The 21,489-nt window shown below is 33.9% G+C and carries 21 protein-coding genes; 6 read left to right on the forward strand and 15 right to left on the reverse strand.

Going from position 1 to position 21,489, the window contains the following annotated elements:
• Window positions 1–112: 112 nt before the first annotated feature.
• The 5 genes from IRZ78_RS08385 to IRZ78_RS08405 all read right to left on the reverse strand — a co-directional run bounded on the left by IRZ78_RS08385 (window position 113) and on the right by IRZ78_RS08405 (window position 5,246).
• Window positions 113–1,102, reverse strand: coding sequence for a hydrogen peroxide-inducible genes activator (locus IRZ78_RS08385; protein ID WP_194616087.1), 990 nt, complete (start codon window positions 1,100–1,102; stop codon window positions 113–115).
• A gap of 121 nt (window positions 1,103–1,223) precedes the next feature.
• On the reverse strand, window positions 1,224–2,033 hold the full coding sequence (locus IRZ78_RS08390; protein WP_228520411.1) for a siderophore-interacting protein: 810 nt from the start codon (window positions 2,031–2,033) through the stop codon (window positions 1,224–1,226).
• 13 nt (window positions 2,034–2,046) lie between these two features.
• Window positions 2,047–3,222, reverse strand: coding sequence for an MFS transporter (locus IRZ78_RS08395; protein ID WP_194616089.1), 1,176 nt, complete (start codon window positions 3,220–3,222; stop codon window positions 2,047–2,049).
• Between the two features lie 62 nt (window positions 3,223–3,284).
• Complete coding sequence (locus IRZ78_RS08400; protein ID WP_194616090.1) at window positions 3,285–4,151, reverse strand: AraC family transcriptional regulator; 867 nt, start codon at window positions 4,149–4,151, stop codon at window positions 3,285–3,287.
• 276 nt (window positions 4,152–4,427) lie between these two features.
• Complete coding sequence (locus IRZ78_RS08405) at window positions 4,428–5,246, reverse strand: alpha/beta hydrolase-fold protein (protein WP_194616091.1); 819 nt, start codon at window positions 5,244–5,246, stop codon at window positions 4,428–4,430.
• A 256-nt stretch (window positions 5,247–5,502) separates the two neighbouring features.
• Here IRZ78_RS08405 and IRZ78_RS08410 point away from each other — a divergent pair, with 256 nt between their 5' ends.
• Window positions 5,503–5,937 (forward strand): META domain-containing protein, encoded by a 435-nt coding sequence (locus tag IRZ78_RS08410; protein WP_194616092.1) that lies wholly within the window; start codon window positions 5,503–5,505, stop codon window positions 5,935–5,937.
• Window positions 5,938–6,337: 400 nt separating this feature from the next.
• Here the strand turns inward: IRZ78_RS08410 and IRZ78_RS08415 are convergent, their stop codons facing one another.
• Entirely contained in the window at window positions 6,338–8,677 is a 2,340-nt protein-coding gene (locus IRZ78_RS08415) for a TonB-dependent receptor (RefSeq protein ID WP_194616093.1), read from the reverse strand.
• Window positions 8,678–9,121: 444 nt separating this feature from the next.
• Here IRZ78_RS08415 and IRZ78_RS08420 point away from each other — a divergent pair, with 444 nt between their 5' ends.
• Window positions 9,122–10,237, forward strand: a complete 1,116-nt coding sequence (locus tag IRZ78_RS08420) for a PepSY-associated TM helix domain-containing protein (RefSeq protein ID WP_194616094.1) — start codon at window positions 9,122–9,124, stop codon at window positions 10,235–10,237.
• Between the two features lie 254 nt (window positions 10,238–10,491).
• Here IRZ78_RS08420 and IRZ78_RS08425 read toward each other — a convergent pair whose 3' ends face one another.
• Window positions 10,492–10,680: a hypothetical protein gene (locus IRZ78_RS08425; RefSeq protein ID WP_194616095.1), complete on the reverse strand. Its 189-nt coding sequence runs from the start codon at window positions 10,678–10,680 to the stop codon at window positions 10,492–10,494.
• Here IRZ78_RS08425 and IRZ78_RS08430 point away from each other — a divergent pair.
• Window positions 10,680–11,129 (forward strand): DMT family transporter, encoded by a 450-nt coding sequence (locus IRZ78_RS08430; RefSeq protein ID WP_228520412.1) that lies wholly within the window; start codon window positions 10,680–10,682, stop codon window positions 11,127–11,129. The genes IRZ78_RS08425 and IRZ78_RS08430 overlap by 1 nt on opposite strands.
• An 80-nt stretch (window positions 11,130–11,209) precedes the next feature.
• Here the strand turns inward: IRZ78_RS08430 and IRZ78_RS08435 are convergent, their stop codons facing one another.
• The 3 genes from IRZ78_RS08435 to IRZ78_RS08445 all read right to left on the reverse strand — a co-directional run bounded on the left by IRZ78_RS08435 (window position 11,210) and on the right by IRZ78_RS08445 (window position 14,322).
• The gene (locus IRZ78_RS08435; protein WP_194616096.1) at window positions 11,210–12,421 is read right to left on the reverse strand and encodes an MFS transporter; all 1,212 of its coding nucleotides are present in this window, start codon (window positions 12,419–12,421) and stop codon (window positions 11,210–11,212) included.
• A gap of 59 nt (window positions 12,422–12,480) precedes the next feature.
• Window positions 12,481–13,062 (reverse strand): TetR/AcrR family transcriptional regulator, encoded by a 582-nt coding sequence (locus IRZ78_RS08440; RefSeq protein WP_194616097.1) that lies wholly within the window; start codon window positions 13,060–13,062, stop codon window positions 12,481–12,483.
• A 264-nt stretch (window positions 13,063–13,326) separates the two neighbouring features.
• Window positions 13,327–14,322 carry a hypothetical protein gene (locus IRZ78_RS08445; protein WP_194616098.1) on the reverse strand — a complete coding sequence of 332 codons (996 nt, stop codon included), beginning with the start codon at window positions 14,320–14,322 and terminating at the stop codon, window positions 13,327–13,329.
• Between the two features lie 93 nt (window positions 14,323–14,415).
• Here IRZ78_RS08445 and IRZ78_RS08450 point away from each other — a divergent pair, with 93 nt between their 5' ends.
• The 3 genes from IRZ78_RS08450 to IRZ78_RS08460 all read left to right on the forward strand — a co-directional run bounded on the left by IRZ78_RS08450 (window position 14,416) and on the right by IRZ78_RS08460 (window position 16,755).
• Complete coding sequence (locus IRZ78_RS08450; RefSeq protein ID WP_194616099.1) at window positions 14,416–15,255, forward strand: AraC family transcriptional regulator; 840 nt, start codon at window positions 14,416–14,418, stop codon at window positions 15,253–15,255.
• A 200-nt stretch (window positions 15,256–15,455) separates the two neighbouring features.
• Complete coding sequence (locus IRZ78_RS08455; protein ID WP_194616100.1) at window positions 15,456–15,845, forward strand: DoxX family protein; 390 nt, start codon at window positions 15,456–15,458, stop codon at window positions 15,843–15,845.
• An 82-nt stretch (window positions 15,846–15,927) separates the two neighbouring features.
• Window positions 15,928–16,755 carry a DUF1223 domain-containing protein gene (locus IRZ78_RS08460; RefSeq protein WP_194616101.1) on the forward strand — a complete coding sequence of 276 codons (828 nt, stop codon included), beginning with the start codon at window positions 15,928–15,930 and terminating at the stop codon, window positions 16,753–16,755.
• A 239-nt stretch (window positions 16,756–16,994) separates the two neighbouring features.
• Here IRZ78_RS08460 and IRZ78_RS08465 read toward each other — a convergent pair whose 3' ends face one another.
• The 5 genes from IRZ78_RS08465 to IRZ78_RS08485 form a co-directional block, all read right to left on the reverse strand.
• Window positions 16,995–17,762, reverse strand: a complete 768-nt coding sequence (locus IRZ78_RS08465; RefSeq protein ID WP_194616102.1) for a LytTR family DNA-binding domain-containing protein — start codon at window positions 17,760–17,762, stop codon at window positions 16,995–16,997.
• A complete protein-coding gene (locus tag IRZ78_RS08470) occupies window positions 17,743–18,759 on the reverse strand; it encodes a histidine kinase (RefSeq protein ID WP_194616103.1) in 1,017 nt (338 codons plus the stop codon). Before IRZ78_RS08470 ends, IRZ78_RS08465 begins: the two co-directional genes overlap by 20 nt.
• A 437-nt stretch (window positions 18,760–19,196) precedes the next feature.
• A complete protein-coding gene (locus IRZ78_RS08475; protein ID WP_194616104.1) occupies window positions 19,197–19,484 on the reverse strand; it encodes a hypothetical protein in 288 nt (95 codons plus the stop codon).
• A gap of 453 nt (window positions 19,485–19,937) precedes the next feature.
• Window positions 19,938–20,618, reverse strand: a complete 681-nt coding sequence (locus IRZ78_RS08480; RefSeq protein ID WP_194616105.1) for a metal-dependent hydrolase — start codon at window positions 20,616–20,618, stop codon at window positions 19,938–19,940.
• 93 nt (window positions 20,619–20,711) lie between these two features.
• Window positions 20,712–21,482, reverse strand: a complete 771-nt coding sequence (locus IRZ78_RS08485) for a DUF1223 domain-containing protein (RefSeq protein WP_194616106.1) — start codon at window positions 21,480–21,482, stop codon at window positions 20,712–20,714.
• Window positions 21,483–21,489 lie beyond the last annotated feature (7 nt).

Below are 21,489 nucleotides of genomic sequence, written 5' to 3' on the forward strand. Positions count from 1 at the left end.
ATTCCAATTTTTTAAATTCCAAATTCCAATTGGCTTACGTTCAATTTGGAATTTGGAATTTTTTTATTTGGAATTTCTCTTTAGAATTGGAATTTATATTTTGGAATTTATTTTAAGCTTTTGAATGTGATTTTATATAATCACTAACCGATTTGGCAAAATAAGGCGAATCGTTCCAGCGTATTTTTCGATAAGCAAAATCTTTCTTTAAGGAATCCGGAAGGCAATTCCAGATCGCTTCATTCATTTTTTCGAGCAATAGTTTTTTCGAAAAGGAATCAGAAACAACCAAACTGATTTCTCTTACGGGTTTCGGTTCCTTAAAAGGTTTAAAAAGTCCTGAGTAATTTTCGTTTAAAATAGAAAGTTCCGGTATAATGGCAAATCCCAATTGAGCACGAACCAGATTTTTCAAGGTTTCGATTGAACTAATATCATAGGTAAATTGCTCTTTTAATTTTCCCGGAGATTTGATTCCGCAGATATCCAGCAATTGGGCGTTGTAGCAAAACTCACTATGAAGCAACAATAATTCGGTTTTATCGCCCGGCTGAAGTTCATAAAACTCATTATTCGCCATTGGGTGATGTTCGTTTAAATAGGCTACAAAAGGCTCTTTAAAAATAGGATGTTCAATTAAATTAGGGTTTCCAGTTGGTGTTGCCATCAAAACCACATCTAATGAACCCGTTTCCAATTCTTTCATCAATTGTCCCGTATTGGCTTCTCTTATAATAAAATGCACTTTGGGAGTTGCCTCTTTCATCGCCTTTATAAACAACGGAATCAAATAAGGAGATAAAGTCGAAATCACTCCTACTCTAACTTCTCCTTCTAATAAGTTTTTTTCGTTTACCACAAAATCCCTGATTTCATCTGCTTCACGAAGTATTTTCTTTGCTTTGTTAATGATTTCTGTTCCCAGTGTAGTTGGCGTTAACGGAACTTTATTTCGATCGAAAATTTTAATGCCAATTTCTTCTTCAAGATTTTTTAACTGAATGGTAAGTCCGGGTTGTGTAACCATACAAACTTCTGCCGCTCGTGCAAAATGGCGTTCTTCATCTAATGCTACAATATATTTTAATTGCTGTATCGTCATGATTATAAAATTATTTTATAAAGATAGCAAAATATACTTTCTACTTATATCATAAAAAAACGGGCAAAAGGAAAAATTCTCTTTTGCCTGTTTTAATATTTCACTTACTACAAAAATAAGTCTAATCTTGTTTTTCTTCTCTGCGTTCTGTTACAGATTCGCTTTCGGATTTTCCTGCTTTCCAATATGCCGAAGCTGTAAATTCGCTTTTGTCCCAGCCTTTTTCTTCTTTAAAATAACTTCTTAACGTTTTTACGGTACTGTATTCTGCTGCTACAAAAGCAAATCTTTTCGTTTTGGTATCAGGAAGCAGGACTCTCTTTATAAACTTTGCCAGCTCACTTCCTTTTTCAGGATGCTTATTATATACCCAATCGATACTTACATTGGCCTGAGAAGTAAAATTAATCCTGTCTTTTTTTCCGTGTACTTCCAATACTGCCTTTACATGTACGTCTTTTGGGAGCTGTTCTAAAATACTTCCCATTACCGGAAGTGCCGTCGCATCGCCTATTAAAAGAAATTCATTAGCCTGAGGAACCAAATCTCTTATACTTTCTTTCATTGCTATACCCAAAATATCTCCTGCTTCGGCTTTTTGTGCCCAGGCAGATGCTGGGCCATTGTCGCTGTGAGCTACAAAATCAATACTTAGTTCTTTCTTTTCAAAATCGATACTTCTTGTTGTATACGTTCTCATTACGGGCAAAAGTTCCGGTAAAACACTACTCTCTTTATTCGTAAAATAAATAAGATTCATCCCTTTGGGCGAAATATATATTTTGTTATTAGATCCGGGTTTTACATTCGCAAGCAAATCTAATTGCTCATTGGTTACCTCAAAAACTACACGAATATAATGAGGTGTTATAAAAGACTTCTGCTTTACCGTAAATACAGAACGCATCACTTTTTTTTGATAATTTTCCATAATCATTTCTAAATTAACCTCGTTTCAACAACATAGTTCCCAGAGCCAGTAAGCAGCTCAAACTCCCAAACAAATAGATATCCTGATAAGTAAACCAACCTGCAATTAATCCTGCCAAAGGCCCTGCTAATCCTAATGAAAGATCAAAAAATGCGGCATAAGCTCCTAAGGCAGTTCCGCGCGTTTGAGGTTTTACTTTTTTGATCGCCAGTACTCCTAATGAAGGAAATACTAGTGAAAAACCAATTCCCGTTAATGCACAACCTATCAAAGCCATTTCTTTGGCAAAAGAAGTATAAATAAGGAATTGCCCAATAAGTTCAATGATTAAAGAAACTACTGCTACTTTATACCCTCCGTATTTATCCGGATAAGAAGCAAAAAAGACTCTGGTAAGAATATAAGATAATCCGAAAATCATAAAAGCCAACGAAGCATCTCCCCAATTTTTCTCAGTAAAAAACAAAGCAATAAAAGAAGCAATGCAACCAAATGCCATCGAAGAAAAACCAAGTGTTAATCCTTGTTTGGCGATGGTTGCTACTACTTTATAAAATGGCGTTCTGATATGTTCTTTGTCAACCGGAATGGCAGGCAGTTTAATAGTCGAAATCCAGCTTGCAAGAGGTAAAATTACAATCATGCCTAAGGCGTAAACAATTCCAAAATCTTTAGCCATCCAAATGCTTAAAGGAGCTCCAACAGCGATTCCGCCATACATTGCGATTCCGTTCCAGGTCATCACTTTACCGGACTTTTCATGTCCTACTAAACCAATTCCCCATGTTAAAGCGCCAATTACCAACAAACTTTCTGCAATGCCGTGAACGATTCTTGCCAGTAAAAGAAATAATAACGCCACCAAAGGATAAGATGCAAATGAAGCAGCAAATACATAAATTATTCCGGCTGCCATCACCAAAAGTATTCCGCCACGTTTAGATCTTTTTGCTCCTTTTGTATCGGTAATTTTTCCGAAATAAGCGCGGGTTAAAAGCGTGGTTAGCGGTTGTAAACCAATTACCAAACCCACAATCAAACTATTAAACTTTAAATCATTTTGCACAAATGCCGGCACAATCCCTAACGTAAGACCTATTGTGAGGTAAATGGCAAATACCGATAAAATAATGGGTATAGTGGCTTTGTAAAAGTCAATAGTTTGTCCCTTTTCTAAAATTCTACTCATGTTTTTTTTGTTTAAAATTGAGTACAAAGGAATGGGCTTTATAAGAAAACGAAAATGGCTAACTAAGAGTTTTGATTGGACAAATCGCAGTAATTCTTTCTAAATTCTAAAGGTGTAATGCCTTCATTTTTTTTGAAAAATCTGGAAAAATAGGTGTGATCTTCATATTGCAATGAAAAAGCAATTTCCTTTGTATTGAGTTGTGTGTAAAAAAGTAATCGTTTGGCTTCGAGCAAAATTTCATGCTGTATCCAGTAACTTGAAGCGCATCCTGTTTGTTCCTTGACCATTTCGTTTAAATAAGGAACTGAAATATGCAACAAAGCAGCGTAGTCTTTAGGTCTTTTTAATTCTAAGAAATGTTTTTGTACCAATTGCCTAAACTGAAAAGTGAGTTCTGTTTTTCTATCGATGCCGTTTTTGAGGTAATTTTCATTTTTAGAAAACTCCAAAACCACCATTCCCATTAAACTATCGGCAAGGGAACGAATGATATTTTTTTGAATATCTCCAACAGCTTCAGCTACCTGGTGAAAGATCAATTCTGTAGTTTTAAATAAAACAAAATTTTCGATAGACACAACCTGAGAAATATTCTGATGCGTATCAAAAATCCTTCGATAAGTATTTTGCAGGTAAGAAGGATTTAAAAAGATAAAATGTCCTTTCGAATCTACTTGTTTGGTATAATAATGTACCTGACCCGGAGCAATAAAAAACAGCGCCTGATCTTTTATCTGATGATTTTTAAAATCGATCATAAGTTCTATCAGTCCTTCTTCCTGAATATAAAAAACATAATGATCGTCTCTGTGTGCTTTAGTCAAATGCCCAGTAAAATCAACATTATTAGCCACTATTTTTCTTACCTGAAGACCAAGGCTATCTAATTCTTTTGTGTGAAGTTCTATATTTGATTTCTTTTTCAATAGTTCATTTTTAAGCTTGTATCACAGATGCTGTACAAATTTACTAAAGATTATTCTAGATGCGGCAGAACCAAATTTTATAATTGAAATTCATTGTCTGAAAATAATAAAAAATCTAAAAATGAATCTAACGCTACAAAGTACGCAAAGCCTTGTATTAACTTAGCTTTGCGTACTTTCCTTTTTTTCTAAAAGCTTAAAGAAAAAAAACTTAGCGATCTTTGCGGTAAACTTTCCCTTTACGAAGGTTTATAATTTCCTCAAAAATCCCACTTCTTACTTTTCAGAACTAAAATAATTGTCAAACAAAGCCAGTTGGTTGGCCAAAGATTTGTTCCAATACTTTGGGTCATGTCCGCCCGGAGATTCAATATAAAGATGTTCTATTTTTTCATTGGTCAAAAGCTGATGAAAATCCCTATTCATATCAATCATCTGATTATCTTCTGTCCCGCAATCTACTATATAAAACTGATTTGTCTGAGCCATTTGTTTTGTTTTTTCAAAAGTGAAATACTCTTTGGATAAACTCTTAAACTCTCCCAAAAATTTATCTACCTGATAATTATGAAAATTTTCGCCAAAACGGTTAAAATCCAGTGCGCCGCAAGAACTGCCAACAATAGAAAATGTATTTGCATAAAAAACACCAATATTCAATGCGCCATATCCTCCCATACTCCAACCCAGAATTCCTCTCGACTTACGATCCTTTATAGTAGGATAATTGGCATCGATATAATCGACTAATTCTTTGCCGATAAAGGTTTGATATTGCGACGATTTATCTACAGGACTATCTACATACCAGCTATTAAAATTACCATCGGCCAATACATAAATCGTGTTGTATTTTTGAGATTTGCCTGTAAGATCAGGAATGTCCTGTTTGTAAGTTCGATCAGCATTGCCGCTATATCCATGAAGGATATAAATGGTTTTATACGTTCTTCCTTTTATCAGTTTTGGAGTAATAATGACCGTTTCGATCTCTTTATTCATTTTTTTACTGAATACTTTTTTATTAATAATTTGTTGTGCAGAAATAGATAGCGATACTACTAAAAGTGCCAGAGTGGTAAATAATGTTTTCATCTTTTTTGTTTTTTAATGATGCGACAAAATTCGGCTGTAGAAAATGCAAAAACATTTACATGTGTTGAGAAATTAAAACTTTATTTCTGTATGTGTACGAGCAAATCGATATCTTAATAACCTATTATGCCTTAATAATCTAAGCCGATATTTCCTTTGTTTTCAATTATTATAAAATCAAAAACTAAAAATAAGTCAGATTTATGGCCTGGATTTTGATTAAAATCTTTAAATTTATGTTTTAAAATCTTATTTTATGAAAAATTACGTATTGGTATTCGTTGCTATTTTAGCATTATCTTTTAATTCTTGTAATTCAATGAAAGACACTTCAAAAACTGCCGATCTGTATGATACAACTTGGGAACTGGAGTATATTTCCGGTCCGCGTATTGCTTTTGAAGGCTTATTTCCTGATAAAAAACCGTTTATTAAATTTGATGAAGCTACTAAGCAAGTATCTGGAAATGCAGGTTGTAATGGCTACAGCGCTCCATTTACCTTAAAAGGAAAATCACTTACTTTTGGAGAACAAGGTCCGGCTACTTTAATGTATTGTGAAGGTGGCGGAGAACAGGTTTTTACAAAAACAATTAAAAATATTGATAGTTATTCTATTGATAAAGATGGTAAACTGAATTTGATCATGAAGGATATCCCAATGATGAGATTTAAAAAAGTGACTAAATAATTTTTATTGCTTTACATAGAACAATTAATAAAAACAAAATCCCTCAGGCTTAAAACTTGAGGGATTTTTTTATGGATGCGAATATTTCGAATTAAAGAGTATTGACAATAAATACTCCCTGATTTTTTTTTTACCGCAAAGCAGGCTAAGTTTCTTTCCTTTTATCTCTTATAAAAAATTCAAAGTTCGCAATCCCGATAGCTATCGGAATTGTATTGACTTTAGCTTTGTGAACTTTGTGTTTAGAACTATTCTTAGATAATCCCAATAGCTATCGGGATTATGTTCTCTGTGATAATTTTTTTTCCCTCTTCAACATTTACAATTGCTCCAAAAAAAAAGGTTCCTGACGAAAAGACCGCCAAAAACCCTCAAAAAAAACAAAATAATAAATTATTCTCTAAAACCTGAATGTTAGATTGACTAAAAAGTTTGCCGGAGGCTGTGGTGCTCCCCATGAACTCCAGTATTTTTTGTTCGAAAGGTTATTTATCTTAACTCCCAATCTCCAGTTTGACTGTTCGTAGAATATCGTTTGATTATAAATAGTGTACGACGGAATATAAAAAGTATTCGTAGTTGCCATATAACTTTTGTCTACATAATTTGCACCAACACCAATACCAAGACCTTTTAAAACGTTTTGAAATTTATACGAAGCCCAAAAGTTTACCACATCTTCAGGAGCATCTTGTGCTTTATTGCCTTCGATAGTTTTATTGGCTTCACTTGTTTTTACAATTCGATTATCATTATAAGCATATCCTGCCGTAATATCTAAACCCGGAAGCGGATTGGCAAGAAACTCAAGTTCTACTCCTTTACTCACCTGTTTTCCATCTTGTTGGTAAGTTAAATCAGCCTGGCGTATTAGCGCATTATCATTCGTGATTTTGTAATAACTTACAGTGGCACTTAATTTTTTATTAAACATTTCCGCTTTTATACCTCCCTCATATTGATTTGCATATAATGGATCTAATATAAGCTGTTCGCCTCCCGGTTGTGTAACCGGAGCCAGATTCTGAAATCCGTTCATGTAATTTCCAAATACAGAAACCTGATCCTTCACAATCTGGTATACAATTCCTAATTTTGGCGACAATGAGTTTTGGCTATATCCAGGCACCGTTCCGCTTTCTTTTCGATCAAAATTATCTAAACGCAAACTCGCCATTGCATAAAATCGGTCTGCAACACTCAATACATAAGAAGCATATCCGCTAAAAGTGTATTCATCACGTCCGGCTCTTATTACCGGCGCCAACAATACTTTATCAATATCGCTTCTTCTAACCGGATTAAAATTAGTAGTTACATCAATGGTTCTAAATGGAGTCGCAGGAGTTGGTGTAGACGAAAATGTATCAGTATAATATCTGTAATTAACTCCCGCCAATATTTTATGCTTTAAAATTCCTGTCGAAAATTCACCATTAAAATTCTGCTGAATATTAGTATAATTACTCGAAATTGGACCAAAAAGCGTTGCACGGATAGTAGCCGTTGTAGGCGAAGTCCAGGTTGGTAAAACCTGATAGCTGTAATCTAAGTCTTCACTTACATAAGAAAATAAAGTAGTCGATTTCCAACGATCCGATATTTGATATTCGGCCTGAACAAAGGCTTTAGACGAAGATGATTTTGCATCTGCATCATCGTGAACCAGCGATTTTTTATAATTTAATTGTATATCGGCAGGATTTGTTATTCCTGATGCAGCAGTTACAGTTGGATATAATGGTCTTGTATTATTAACTTTAAACAACTCTGCATCAACGCTAAAAATAAGTTTTTCGCTTGCTTTAAAAATAATACTTGGCGTAAAAGAAAGAGTTTTATTAAAACCATAATCCAGGAAACTTTTTTCATTATTGACATCGGCATTCAATCTGAAAAGTACATTTTTATCTTTTGTTAATGGAGTATTTAGATCCAATGTAAGTCGGTTTACACCAAAACTTCCTGCTGTATAGGATATTTCAGTAGCTGACGCTTCAAAAGGTTTTTTGGTAACCAGATTGACCACACCGCCAAACGAAGAAGCAGATGAACCAAATAAAGTTCCCGAAGGTCCTTTTAACACCTCTATTCGTTCAACATTTGCAATACCTACACTTGATCTTCCTGAAAGTGTTTCCATTCCGTTTCGGGAATTAATTCCTGTCGTAAAACCTCTAAAGATAACAGCAAATCCACCCGAAGGATAATTAAGCGGTACAACTCCGGGTGCGTTTCTAACGGCTCCGGCAGGGTCAATTACAATTTGTTCCTGAATCAGTTCTTTGTGTATCACATTATAAACCTGCGGATTTTCTATATTTTTAAGCGGCATTCTCGCAACATATTGTGTTTTCTTAGAAAGAAGACTTTTTCTGTTATTGATCACCACCTCTTGCAATTCCTTATTCGAAACCTTCAATTGCACATTAACAGCGGTAGTTTCATTATCTGTTACTACAATTTGCTGTTCTACAGTTTCGTAACCTGTCAAGGATATTTGCAGCGTATAAGAATTGCTTCTTATGCGATTGAGTGCAAAATTCCCCTCCTCATTGGTACTGGTAGTATATTTCGAATTCTTTAAAACAATATTTACTTCAGAGGCAGGCTTTCCATCAGAAGTCGTTATTTTTCCTTTAATTTTCCCATGGCTTTGTTGTGCAACAGCGGCACTTACAGTAAATAAAAAGCTTATAACAAATAAAAACTTTGATGTTCTTACACTAAAATAGTTCATTGATTTTTGAGTTTGGTTAGTTTATCATTATTTAGAATCAATAAAAACAGTGCAAAAATAGAAATTAATAGCAGTTTAACAAGTACTATTTCTATTTATTCTTTAACATCTAACTTTTCCATGTTGTATTCAACAGAAAATCAATTCGTTTCTATGATTATCAAAAACAACTTTGTAATATTTTGAAGAACTCTACTTGTCATTAAAATCGATAAAATTAACAGGTAAAATTTTCTTTATACACCCTCATATTATATTAAATGCTAATAAAAATCTGAATGTTTTATTTTAAATAAAAAAGCAATTATTTTTTTGAAACATAGTATATATTGAGTCTAAATAAGTATAAATTTGTGCGAGAATTTTAGAATTCACAAACAATTCAATACAACCCTAACAAAATCTGCGGATCAGGCCAATTGACTGATCTGGGAAACAGCCTATATGAAGAAAGGATTTAAAAAAAATATTGGACTCTTGCATTTATGGCTAGGTCTTGGTTCTGGTTTAATTGTTTTTATTGCCGCATTAACAGGCAGTATTTTGGTTTTTGAAAAGGAAATTGACAAAGCGATACATCCGGAATATTATAATGTTGCTGCCATAGGAACTACCAAAAAAACAATTGACTATTGTACCGATATTCTTCGGAAACAATATTCGATAAAAAAGATTACCCGCATTTATACCTTTAGTGATCCTTCGCGCACCATGCAAATTTTAGGAAAGGATTCAGATAAAAAGGCTCAATTTTTCTCTATCGATCCTTATACGGGAAAAATTTTGGCAACAACGCCTCAGGAAAAAAGATTTTTTGTCTTTGTGTTAAAAATACATAGACAATTATTATTGGGTGAAACCGGCCAGATTATTATGGGAACTTCTTGCTTAATATTTGTTTTCATGCTGATCTCCGGATTAATTTTATGGTGGCCAAAAAAGATCAAAAACCTAAAACAAAGACTAACCGTAAAATGGAATGCTTCTTTCAAAAGAGTCAACTGGGATTTTCACTCGACTTTTGGTTTTTACAGCTTTCTGGTTTTATTGCTTATCTGTCTAACCGGATTAAACTTTGCTTTTAGCTGGTTTCAAAACGGCGTTTATTTCGTAGCTGATGGCACGACAAAAAAACCTTCTGCAAAAGTAAAAAACCCAACAAAAATAGATCCTAACCTAAATCACACGGCTTTTTATCAAAGTATTTACAACAAGGCAGATAGTATTTTTCCGTACACGGGAAACATTCAGATCAGAATGCCTGTGGATACCATTAATAGTATTTTAGTATTAAAAGAATATTCAGAAATAGCCATTCCAAATCAGTCCAGCGCCGCTTATTTTGACAAATATACCGCCAAAGAAATTGAGGCAAGACCTTATGAAAATTTTTCAAACGGCGACAAAATAAGACGTTTGAACTACCCTATTCATACCGGAAGCATTTACGGTTTGCCAACCAAAATACTTGCCTTTTTAGTCTCTCTTTTTGCTTTGACTTTGCCTATTACAGGATTATTAATCTGGTTAGGAAAAAAGAAGAAAACGGCGAAATCTTAATAGATCATCAGCTTCACAGATCGCAAGTTATTCACTCTGTTTGTCATTTCGAGGAACGAGAAATCACACTAGAAAGCCCGTAAACAATGTTGCCAATCTTTGTCGAGTTACGAGTGTGATCTCTCCCTTGGGTCGAGATGACAAACTAAACGAAAACGATTATCCCCGATAGATTCTGTGTTGATTTCAAAATTTAATCTAATATTTTTTTAATTTTGCTGTCAAGTCAGTTTAAAACTAGACTCCATAGCGTGTTAAGCCATTTGTGTTTGCACGATATTTTTGTATTGCTTCTCATAAGCGGTTTTATTTTTATATAGTATATAGGTCATTTCAAGTAGTTTTCTTTGAATCGATACCAAAGCCTTCATTTTTATTCCTTGTTTAGATACCAGTCTGGCATATGATTCTCTGTAATGATCATCCCATTTAACAGCTGACATTGCTGGAATCTGTTACAATAAATTGGCTTGGCTTTTTCTGGGGACTTATGGCAGCGCTTTCTTATACGGCAACGATGTATTCTTCGAACAATATTGAGCTGGATTCTACTCCGTTAAAAAGAAGTCTTTTTATGATTTTAGGTGGATTTATTATAATTGCTTTGATTTTTCATTCTTCGGTTAATAACCATTTTTCTACTGGTGTTTTTATGAGTTGGGGAATTGTACTTTCTTTATTCGGAACCATCCTTCCTCCTCTTTTATTTACCCGCGGAATGCCGTTAACCGGAAAGGGAATGGGTTTGGGTGCTATTATAGCTTCTGTCGAAATTCCTGTTTCTATATTTGTTGCTTTTATTTGGCTCAAAGAACCCGTTAATTTTCTACAGTGGATTGGAGTTATACTGATTCTTTTTACAGTAGTGTTGATGAACCTACGGAAAAATTAAATTCCAAATTCCAACACAGAATAATTGAAATTCCAATTTAAAAAAAAATCCAAATTCCAACGATCATTGGAATTTGGAATTTATTTAATCATATTTGTTGCTAAATTCTGTACTCTGTATTTGTTGAAAATCATCAAAACAATCACCACGATAAAGATTAATGAAATATTAGCTAACCCTAATAATAACTGACTTTTTACAGCATATAAATTGACAAATCCGTAACTGAATAATGAGCTTAACATATAAGTTCCTCCGCCTGTAAGTCCGCTGGCTACTCCGGCATTTTTAGAGAAACGGCTTAGACAATAGCCATATATATTATTAAAAATAAATCCTCCACAAACGTTGATTCCCATTGTAAAACCTATTAGCGTATAAATATTACTGGTAATCGAAGCTGTAGAAATCATTAATATTACCAGAATCACTTGTACCGTAACAGCAATAGTTATTTTTTTGGCCAAAGGTTTATGAATAAGCGATTTGGCAATAATACCGCCTGTCATAACCGCCAAACCGGACAATAAAGAACTGTAACCGGTTGTAATGGCTGAATATCCTAATACGCGTTCTACAATAAACGGACTTGACAAACTATACACAACTACAAGACCAAAACAAATCGCCAGAATTAAAACGCCCAAAGTAAAATCACCTGATCTTAGCATTCCTGAATAGGTTTGCGCAATGGTTTTTAATTTAAAAGGATGAAAATATTTCAAAGATTCTCCGCTATACAAAAGTTCTAAAACCAGAAAAAAAAGAGATAATCCGCCAAGAAAATAAAAGTTGGATCTCCAGCCAAAGCTATGTTCTAAATATCCTCCCAGAAACGGCGCCATAATAGGTGCACAAGCCCAAATGATCGAAAACAAACTGATGTAACTCTTTAGTTTTTCACCCGAATAAAGGTCGACAAAATAAGCTCGTTTGGCAATCACAATAAAGGCAATCGCGATTCCCTGAATGATTCGCATGGCATATATCACATAAATATCAGGCACTAAAGCAATCACAAAACTGGTTGCTGAAAACACGGCAAGAGATGCAATATTGATTTTAAAGCGTCCGAAACTGTCTAATATACTGCCTATAAAAATCTGGCTTACGCCGAGGCTAAACATAAAGAAGACTAACGAAAGCTGAATGGCTGCAGCCGAAACATGCAGATCTTTTGCCATCGCGGGAAGCGACGGTAAATAGATGTCTGTGGCAAATCCGGATAACGGAATAAGGGACAAGGCTAATAAGGTACTAAAGCCCTTATGATTTTCTTTTAAAGTTCTCATTTTTTAAAATTAATTAGTTTTAAATTAGACCGATCGGTCTAAAAAAGTTCAAAAAAAAACTACAATACATAGTTTTCGAATTCGGTTTTGATGCTGTCCAGAACAATTTTCATTTGTTCATCACTTCCTAAAATTTTTCTACATAAAATTGCACCTTCAATCATGGCAAAAACCTTTATGCTAAAATGTTCCGGATTGATTTCGGATGATACTTCTTTACTCTTTATTCCTTCTTCAGCAATAATAAAAAATCTATTTTGAGCAGAACGTATGGCTTTTTTTACCTGTTCTTTCATAGCAGGATTGGTATCATCAGCTTCTACTCCAAAATTCAAAATCGGACAACCATCTGCTGTATTGATGTCATTGGCATAAACATCCAATAAATTAAAGAGTTTCTCTTTGGCTGATTTTCCTTCAGCTACAGCTGTATTCAATTTTGTAGACAATTGAGATCTTAGATATAGAAATGATTCCTTGCAAATCTCTTCTTTGTTCTCAAAATTTCCGTAAATACCGCCTTTTGCCAGTTTCGTAGCTTCCATAATATCACTTAATGAAGTTCCTGCCATCCCCTTTTTGTTGATTATATGAGCCGATGCTTCAATAATAAATTGTCTGGTTCTTTCTGCTTTACTCATAGCTTTCTTATTTGAGGGAACAAATTTAGACCGTTCGGTCTTTAATTGCAAATGTTTTAACTTTTAATTTTGGAATTGGCCACAGATATTACTGATTTGAAGGGTTCACACTGGTTTTTATTTTTTGCTAATTATCTTGAAAAATTGGCGGTCTGTCTTTTTCAAAGTTTAAAACTTTGAAAAAGATTATATAATCCAGATCTTACTCTACGACAAACCCGACAGGTTTTAAAAACCTGTCGGGTTTACTGTACGTAATAAGCTTTACTTCGGAAAATAATTCCCATTCAAAACAAGCCTTAAAGATCCTATTGCAACTCCCAGAACCACAATATTCATTATACAAAAGATTAGTATTGCCAATATAGAAACCGTAAAATCAGTATTTTTTAAAGCAAAAATAGAAAGTCCCTGTGATAATGTTGCAATCCCAAAAGTATAGGCCCAATATCCGGGTGCAAAAGCTTGTTCTCGAAGCCATTTTAAAGCGAAAGTGATAGCCACGAAAATAAATAATGCATATCCCATTAAACCATAAACAATGGGAATACTTAAATTTTCTCCCGCCAAAACCTGATAGGCAACAAACAAGATCACTGCCGGTGCCATATAAATTCCCATAAAGTTTCTGGTTTTAGCACCAAGTCCGCCAACGGTTAATTGTTGAGTAATTACAGAATCCATGATGAGCCACGAAATGGTTCCTATTCCCAAAAGCACATATCCGTAATTGGTATATCCTAATAATCCTGCTGCGAGCGCATTTACCAAAATACTTGCCGTGAATGTCAGGAATAGTGACGGCGTTGTATGTTCGGCCTGGCGATCTTGTGTCCATAAACCCGAAAGTTTATAAGCTCCATAAAGAAGATTTAAAATCGAACCAATCCAAAACAGCGATATAGCAATCGATAAACTATAAACATGAACCGTAACTGCCATTAATATTATAGATTCAGGAATCAAAGCCAGAAACGAAGATTGTACAGGATCGTTGAATTCGTTTATGGCCAATTTTCTATGTTGAATCCATTTGTTGCAATACAACACGAGCCACCATATAAAGGAAAGTACAGCCAATCCTTCTAAAACTTCGCCAATATATGACGGTAAATTCCATAATGAAGTAGCATTTCTCCAGGCATTTCCGGTTTCGGCTAATCCTAATGTCATTGCGAAAAAAGATGCCGGCGCAATAGGTAATGTAATGTTTTGTTTTTGAATCTGTTGTTGTGTGGTTTTGTCTACTATTTTGTCCATTATTAAAATATTTGATTTAACTTTGAGCAAAATTATACTGATTTTGCAAATTTATAATTGTAACATTATTCGTTAATTTAGTAATATGATGTTATGGTAAAGAACAATATATACCTCCCGTACGAAGTTATTTTTAAAGAAATAAACGAATCTCTACATACCGAAGTGGGTAATAATTTCTTTGAATTACTTTATATTGTTTCAGGAACTGGTGTACAAACCATCAACGAAAATCGATTATCATATGAACCGGGACATCTTTTTTTGATCACACCTCAGGATTCCCATTCTTTGGAAATCAAAAGTTCAACGACTATTTTTCAGTTGCGTTTTACAGATATTTACATCAAAAACGGACCTTTTACGTCGAATAATCTTTATAAGCTCGAATACATATTGCAACACGCACATCATCAGCCGGGATGTATTTTAAAAAGAATTACAGACAAAAATCTGGTGCATCCGGTTATTGAAGCCATCAGGCATGAATATTACAATCCTACTTTATACAATACGGAACTAATCCAGTTATTGATCAATACATTGATTGTCATTATCGCCCGAAATATATCTGAATATCTTCCGGAAAATATCAACAAACAATCTGACGGAAAAGCGCACGCCTTACTTGAATATATTCAGACGCATATTTATGAACCTGAAAAATTGAGCGTGACGGTTATGAGTGAAAAATTTGGGATTTCAGAAACCTATCTTGGCAGGTATTTTAAAAAACAAGCCAATGAAACGCTTCAGGATTATATCTCAAAATACCGAATAAAATTGGTCGAAAACCGATTACTTTATAGTGATTTGCGCGTGGGTGAAATTGCAAACGAATTAGGTTTTAATGATGAAAGCCATCTCAACAAAATCTTCAAAAAACATCGGGGCACTACTCCATCTGCCTTTAGAAAAAATCAGGTGAATTAACGGGGTTCTAATTCACACATTTTAATATGATTATGAATCTTTATTTCTAAATTTTTTTTAATATAAAAACTTCGAAATTCGATCAGCTTAGAGATTGTCTCTTTCAAAGTTTAAATTGTCCGTTTCAACATTATTTCCATTTTAAATTGATGACTTATGGCGCAAATTTGTCCTATAAATCAACTTAAAAAATAGAAATCATGACTACAAAAACAACAAAAATTATTTACTGGACAGGAATCATTTTAACTTCTTTATGGTTTGGTGCCAGCGGTTTTTTTGAATTAACTACCAACCCTATTGTTTGGGGAATTACGCAACAATTGGGCTATCCGGAACATTTTATTTATTTACTTGGTGTACTGAAAGTTGCCGGAGTAATCACATTATTGATTCCCAACAAAATATTACGATTGAAAGAATGGGTATTTGCCGGAGTTTTTTTTGATATCACTTTCGCCTTCTTTTCAAAACTTGCCGTTTTAGGTTTTGCGGCAACTACAGATGCAATTATTGCTTTTATAATGGTGAGTGTCACTTATATCATGTTTAGAAAATTGTATACAGCAACTTACACCTTAAGCAATTAAGTATTAAAAGCTTTACTTATTTAATCTCGCAATCCCGATAGCTATCGGGATTACGCTTTTCCAATCATTCAAAATAAAAACAATGAAAAATACACTTTTTATAAGCGCCCTCATTGCGCTTTCCGTTCTCTTTTCTCTCAACTGCTTCATGTTTCCGGATAGCTACGAAGAACTATCCGGAAAATTAAAAGCAGAGAAAATCGAAATAAATAATAATAATAATAATAATAATAATAATAATAATAATAACGGATTCGCGGTTGTAGAACTCTTTACTTCCGAAGGTTGCTCCAGCTGTCCTCCTGCTGATGAATTGATGGCGAGATTGCAAACCGAAAACAAAGACAAAAACATTTATTTCCTGGCGTATCACGTTGATTATTGGGATCGTTTGGGCTGGAAAGATCAATTCAGTTCAAACGAATTTACCATTCGTCAGCAAGAGTATCAAAAATGGCTGAATCTTTATGTGATGTATACGCCACAATTTATCATCAACGGAACTACAGAATTTGCGGGTTATAATGAAACAACGCTTTCTAAAAAGATTTCTGATGCTTTGGCAATGCAACAAACTTCAAGTCTGGAACTTCCTGCAAAAACCGATGATAAAGATTCGATAAACATTCATTTTAAAACAAATGAGATTCAACAAAACAGCAATTTGTTTATTGCTACAATTCAAAAAGAAGCCATTTCGAAAGTAGCACTTGGCGAAAATAAAGGAGATACTTTGCATCACGTTCAGATTGTGAGGCAGCTTAAAGGTTTTGATTTAAATGAAAAAGAAGGAAATGTTTCAATTGAAAAACCTGCAAATTTCAACACCAAAGACTGGGAATTAATCGCTTTTATTCAAAATACTTCGACTGGAAAAATTTCCGCTACAGCGAAAGTTAATCTGAAATAAGGATTGCCCGTGGATTGCAAGGATTTAAACGGATATTCACTGATTATTATTTTTAAAGAATTAATAATCAGTTTTTTTTTCCACAGATTAAAGGGATTAAAGATTTCTATTTAATTTTTTATGCCACAGATTAGAATGATTTTAAGGATTAATCTTTTTAATCTTTAAATTTAAAATCAAACTGATTTCAAAAAAATAATCATTTTAATCTGTGCAATCTGTGCATTTTAAATAATAAACTATCTATTCTCTAACCAATTCAAAAATGCAGTTGCTTTGTCTTTACCCACCAATAGTTTTTCTTCTGTTGGGATGGTCAATTTGAGGATTAGCTTACGTGAAAAATAATGCTCTGCTTCTCTAATGGCCGAAAAATTGACCAGATATTGTCTGTTTGTTCTAAAGAATTGCGTTGGCGATAAAAGCTTATGCACTTCATCAAGAGATTGTGCGATCTGATACTCGGCTTTATCGAAAGTCATAATCGTTGGCGTTTCGTTTTTGATATAAAAAAACGCAATATTCTCTGTTAGAATTGTTTGGTATTTGTTATTCTTAAAAACCAAAAAACTGCTTTTTCCTTTATTCTCGCCTGTTCTCGTTAATAAATACTCGAAATCAGGCATTGCTTTTTTATTTCTTTGAAAGAAATTCTTCAACTCACCGGCTTTTTTAATCGCCTGAGCAATGCTTTCTCTCGAGAATGGTTTTAGTACATAATCAATTCCGTTTGATTTGAATGCTTCAATCGCGTAATCATCAAACGCCGTACAGAAAATTACAGGCGATAAAACCTCTACATTTTTAAAAATTTCAAAACATAAACCATCGGCCAGTTGAATATCCATAAAAATAAGGTCAGGCTGATCATTCTCTAACAAATAACTCACCGCGCCATCTATGCTTTGTATATACGACAAAATTTGGGCATCTGGCCGGATACTCAAAATAAGCTGACCAAGTGCTTTGGCCGTTTTTACTTCATCTTCAATTATTATGATAGTCATAGGTCATGGGGATTTTTACTTTAAAAATAGTTTCGTTTTTCTCGATTTCAATTTCCTTGTGAATCAAATGCGAAAAGCGCTGATTGATATTGTCCAATCCAACTCCGGTAGACAATACGCCTCTTTTAAGCTGAATCTGATTTTCGATCACCAGAAAATCTCCTTCGGTATATAATTTAATGTGTAAAGGTTTATCTAATGAAACCACATTGTGTTTGATGCAGTTTTCGATTAATAATTGCAACGTAAAAGGCGGAACAGCCGAATCATATTGTCTTTGATCGACTTCATTTTCCAGAACAAATCCGTCCTCGAAACGCGCTTTTAAAAGATAAACATACGAATCCAGAATCTGAAGTTCTTCCCGTAAGGAAATCAAATCCAGCTTTCTGCTTTCAAGTGTAAAACGATAAAAATCGGATAATTTCAGGATAAAATCGGAACTCTGCGGATCCTGAATATCCACCATCGATTTTAAGGTATTCAGACTATTAAACAAAAAATGCGGATTGACCTGTTGTTTTAAAAGTTCGTATTGTGCGCCCAGATTAACGGCTTTGGTACGTTCGAGTTCTACGCCCATTTGCTGGGTTTGATAATTTTGAAATAGTAAATGCAGAAACATATAGACAATCAAATTGATCAAAACGCCTCGTAATTCGAACATGATTGGAGCATCCATTTTTGATATTTGAAAAAGTTCCTGATGCCCGATTACCAAAATCACCATGACTACAATACCCATGACAACACTCAGTAAAAGTTTCCAGTTGAATAAACTTTGATGGGTGCGTTGCGAAGAAAATTTAGGCAAACTATACATGTTATAATACCATATAAAAACCGAAAACAACAACGTAATCGAAGAGTTTATAATGATGTCTCCAGGAGTGGAATCACCATCAAATAATTTGGGTATAGAAGCAAGAATCGCGAGTGCTATAGAACTTCCCCAAATGACTTTAGAGGAAACCTCAAAGCGTTTTACTTTTTCCATATTTTGTGTTTGTTTTTAATCTTGCTTTGGTAAAGATAGAATTTTTTAGAAGTTTTTTATATCGAAAAATAGTGACTTCATTCTTTAGAAAACTATATTTTTTTATATTAATTAAAAACTTTAGATGACACATCCAAAGTATCTGATTTTATTTTCATATAATTAATATTTTGTCGCGTTTAAATCTTTAATAAAACATTAAGTTTACTGTTGGTCAGCCTATTTTTGTCATTTCGACGAAGGAGAAATCTTTGCAAGTAACTCCGCAACGAAAGTCAAATCTTTGTCGATCTTCTAGTGGAGATTGCCTTGCCAGTTCGCTATCGCTCATGTCCTGTTCGGAATGACAAAAATGACGATTATAAATGCTGAAAATGGATTCTAATCCTTTGAAAAAGGTAAGAAATCGAAATTATAAATGTGCATATTAACAAACCTTAAAAACTGTAAACCAATACGGTATCACTAAATAAAGCCGGTTCATCAAAAACTATTTTTTTCTCAGTAAATCCCATCAAAGTATTCCCAAATACATTTATTTTGTCTTTATCTATTACTTTGATCATTGCAAGATTATTGACAGAACCACGATTATTTTCGTTTAAAATAGTATGCCACTTTTGGCTGTACAATTCCGAACGGAGATCTTTCGAAAATTTATTTAGCATTGAAATACTGTCATTCTCATTCGAGATAGATTTAGTAAATATAAATCCTTCAAGCATTTGATTATTTTGAAAATGTTTATCCTTATTTAAACTATTACTAGAATAGTTTTGGGCGTTAGATTTAACAGAAAAAAAGAAAAAAGCAACGAAAAAAAAAGAGAATATTAGTTTCATAATTATAGTGTTTAAGAGTTAAAAAGTATTTTAATTTTAAACAAATTTATATCGTATCCCTTGAAACAAGAAGTCAAAAAAAGGTCAACCGGACAACTTAAAACCTGAATTGGACAAGTCACAATTTGAAGACGTTTATGTATTTTATTTTTGGACAAGCAAAGATGTTTGAATTGTATTGTGCAAAATAACCGCGCAAAGTTGCAGAGGCGCAAAGTTTTATTCTTAACTTATTTTTCTTTGCGCCTCTGCAACTTTGCGCGAAATTAAATCTGCTTTTATAAAACAAAACCGGAAGAAATCTCCCGGCTCGTTTTTAAAATATTACCTAAAACCTTATATATTTATTGTTTCGCCAATATCAGGCAAATACAAAATCAAACCCGCATTTTTAAATTCTTCGATTGCGCTGTTTTTATCCATTTTTATGAATCCGAAAGTATCATAATGAACACCGATCACTTTTTTGGATTTTACAAGCTCAGCAGCTTCAATGGCATCGTCGATTCCCATTGTCAATAGATCTCCTACAGGGAAAACGGCAAAATCTAAATCAATCCATTTCGCAACCAGACTCATGTCTAATGTAAGCGCTGTATCGCCGCTGTAGTAAAAATTCCCTTCGGATGTTTTAAAGGCAAATCCGCTAGCAGATCCTGCGTAGGCACCGTCAGGAAAGCTGCTTGAATGTTGCGAAATAAACGCTTTTACGGTTCCAAATTCAAAAGTTCCTTTACCCCCCGGATTTATAGGCTGTAGGTTTTTAAGTCCTAGTTTACCAAAATAATGATACAATTCCCAACTGCCAAATACAATTGCTCCGGTACGATTTGCGATGACTTCAACATCGAGCATATGATCAAAATGTCCGTGAGAAACAAAGATATAATCTGCCTTAATGGCACTTATATCAATATCTTTTGCCAATTCGTTTCCTGAAATAAAAGGATCAAACAACAAGTTTTTGCCTACTATTTCGACCGAAAAGCAAGAATGGCCGTAATACGTTACTTTCATATTTTTATTTTTAAATGGTTAATTTACCATTACTAAATTACTAAAAATCAATTAATTAAAAACAAAAATCATCCTTAGCGATTTTATTGTTCTTTATAATAAAGGTTCCTGAAAAGCTGCTTTATTGGCACCTAATATGATTCCGTCGTTCCTGTCCTGAACAAAACCAATTACTTCCCAGTCTTTTGTATTAAAGTCTTTAGGCAAATGAATAATAGCAATTCCGGACCTGTCTTTGCTAAGATTTACGGTATGCAAATTATGTACGATTTGATAGTGCGATAAAATACGATGCGCATTCTCCCCTCTTTTTACATTGCTTTTGGCAGATTTTTGAACAATGGTAATCAATAAACGACTGTTTTTTGATGCTCCTTCAACAGTATAATTTACAGAAAGATTACTGTTGATTTCGCTTGCCTTTAATGTCAGATCAGCAATTGCGGGTTTAGATAATGCTGTTTTTATGCCGTTTCTCACAACCGTTTCCTGCGAACCAATATAATCTGCTTTTCCGTTAATGATTAATTGTGGCGTATAAATTGGTTCTTTTCCCAAAAATTTAGCATACTCGTATTGTTTTTGGGTATAATCAGGATTGCTAAAAATATCTTTCCAGCCTTGTTTGTTCCAATAATCAACGTGATAAGCAAGAACGTATAAATTGCTGTCCTTGTATTCGTTCTGAATTTTCCCCATCAACTCATCCGCCGGAGGGCAACTCGAGCAACCTTCGGATGTAAACAATTCTAAAAGAGCAAAACCTTGCTGTTGTTTTTTATCTGTAGCATTTTGTGCAGTAGAAGTCATTCCAATAAGAAGTATTAAAGTGATAAAAATGGGTATTAATTTTATTTTTTTCATGATTTCT

The sequence above is a fragment of the Flavobacterium sp. CSZ genome, assembly GCF_015350725.1.
Lineage (GTDB): Bacteria > Bacteroidota > Bacteroidia > Flavobacteriales > Flavobacteriaceae > Flavobacterium.

Bases quoted from the DNA above. Each gene is read 5' to 3' on its own strand.
- IRZ78_RS08385 (WP_194616087.1), bottom strand. From the start codon at position 1,102: ATGACGATACAGCAATTAAAATATATTGTAGCATTAGATGAAGAACGC.
- IRZ78_RS08390 (WP_228520411.1), bottom strand. From the start codon at position 2,033: ATGGAAAATTATCAAAAAAAAGTGATGCGTTCTGTATTTACGGTAAAG.
- IRZ78_RS08395 (WP_194616089.1), bottom strand. From the start codon at position 3,222: ATGAGTAGAATTTTAGAAAAGGGACAAACTATTGACTTTTACAAAGCC.
- IRZ78_RS08405 (WP_194616091.1), bottom strand. From the start codon at position 5,246: ATGAAAACATTATTTACCACTCTGGCACTTTTAGTAGTATCGCTATCT.
- IRZ78_RS08410 (WP_194616092.1), top strand. From the start codon at position 5,503: ATGAAAAATTACGTATTGGTATTCGTTGCTATTTTAGCATTATCTTTT.
- IRZ78_RS08415 (WP_194616093.1), bottom strand. From the start codon at position 8,677: ATGAACTATTTTAGTGTAAGAACATCAAAGTTTTTATTTGTTATAAGC.
- IRZ78_RS08420 (WP_194616094.1), top strand. From the start codon at position 9,122: ATGAAGAAAGGATTTAAAAAAAATATTGGACTCTTGCATTTATGGCTA.
- IRZ78_RS08425 (WP_194616095.1), bottom strand. From the start codon at position 10,680: ATGTCAGCTGTTAAATGGGATGATCATTACAGAGAATCATATGCCAGA.
- IRZ78_RS08435 (WP_194616096.1), bottom strand. From the start codon at position 12,421: ATGAGAACTTTAAAAGAAAATCATAAGGGCTTTAGTACCTTATTAGCC.
- IRZ78_RS08440 (WP_194616097.1), bottom strand. From the start codon at position 13,062: ATGAGTAAAGCAGAAAGAACCAGACAATTTATTATTGAAGCATCGGCT.
- IRZ78_RS08445 (WP_194616098.1), bottom strand. From the start codon at position 14,322: ATGGACAAAATAGTAGACAAAACCACACAACAACAGATTCAAAAACAA.
- IRZ78_RS08450 (WP_194616099.1), top strand. From the start codon at position 14,416: ATGGTAAAGAACAATATATACCTCCCGTACGAAGTTATTTTTAAAGAA.
- IRZ78_RS08455 (WP_194616100.1), top strand. From the start codon at position 15,456: ATGACTACAAAAACAACAAAAATTATTTACTGGACAGGAATCATTTTA.
- IRZ78_RS08460 (WP_194616101.1), top strand. From the start codon at position 15,928: ATGAAAAATACACTTTTTATAAGCGCCCTCATTGCGCTTTCCGTTCTC.
- IRZ78_RS08465 (WP_194616102.1), bottom strand. From the start codon at position 17,762: ATGACTATCATAATAATTGAAGATGAAGTAAAAACGGCCAAAGCACTT.
- IRZ78_RS08470 (WP_194616103.1), bottom strand. From the start codon at position 18,759: ATGGAAAAAGTAAAACGCTTTGAGGTTTCCTCTAAAGTCATTTGGGGA.
- IRZ78_RS08475 (WP_194616104.1), bottom strand. From the start codon at position 19,484: ATGCTTGAAGGATTTATATTTACTAAATCTATCTCGAATGAGAATGAC.
- IRZ78_RS08480 (WP_194616105.1), bottom strand. From the start codon at position 20,618: ATGAAAGTAACGTATTACGGCCATTCTTGCTTTTCGGTCGAAATAGTA.
- IRZ78_RS08485 (WP_194616106.1), bottom strand. From the start codon at position 21,482: ATGAAAAAAATAAAATTAATACCCATTTTTATCACTTTAATACTTCTT.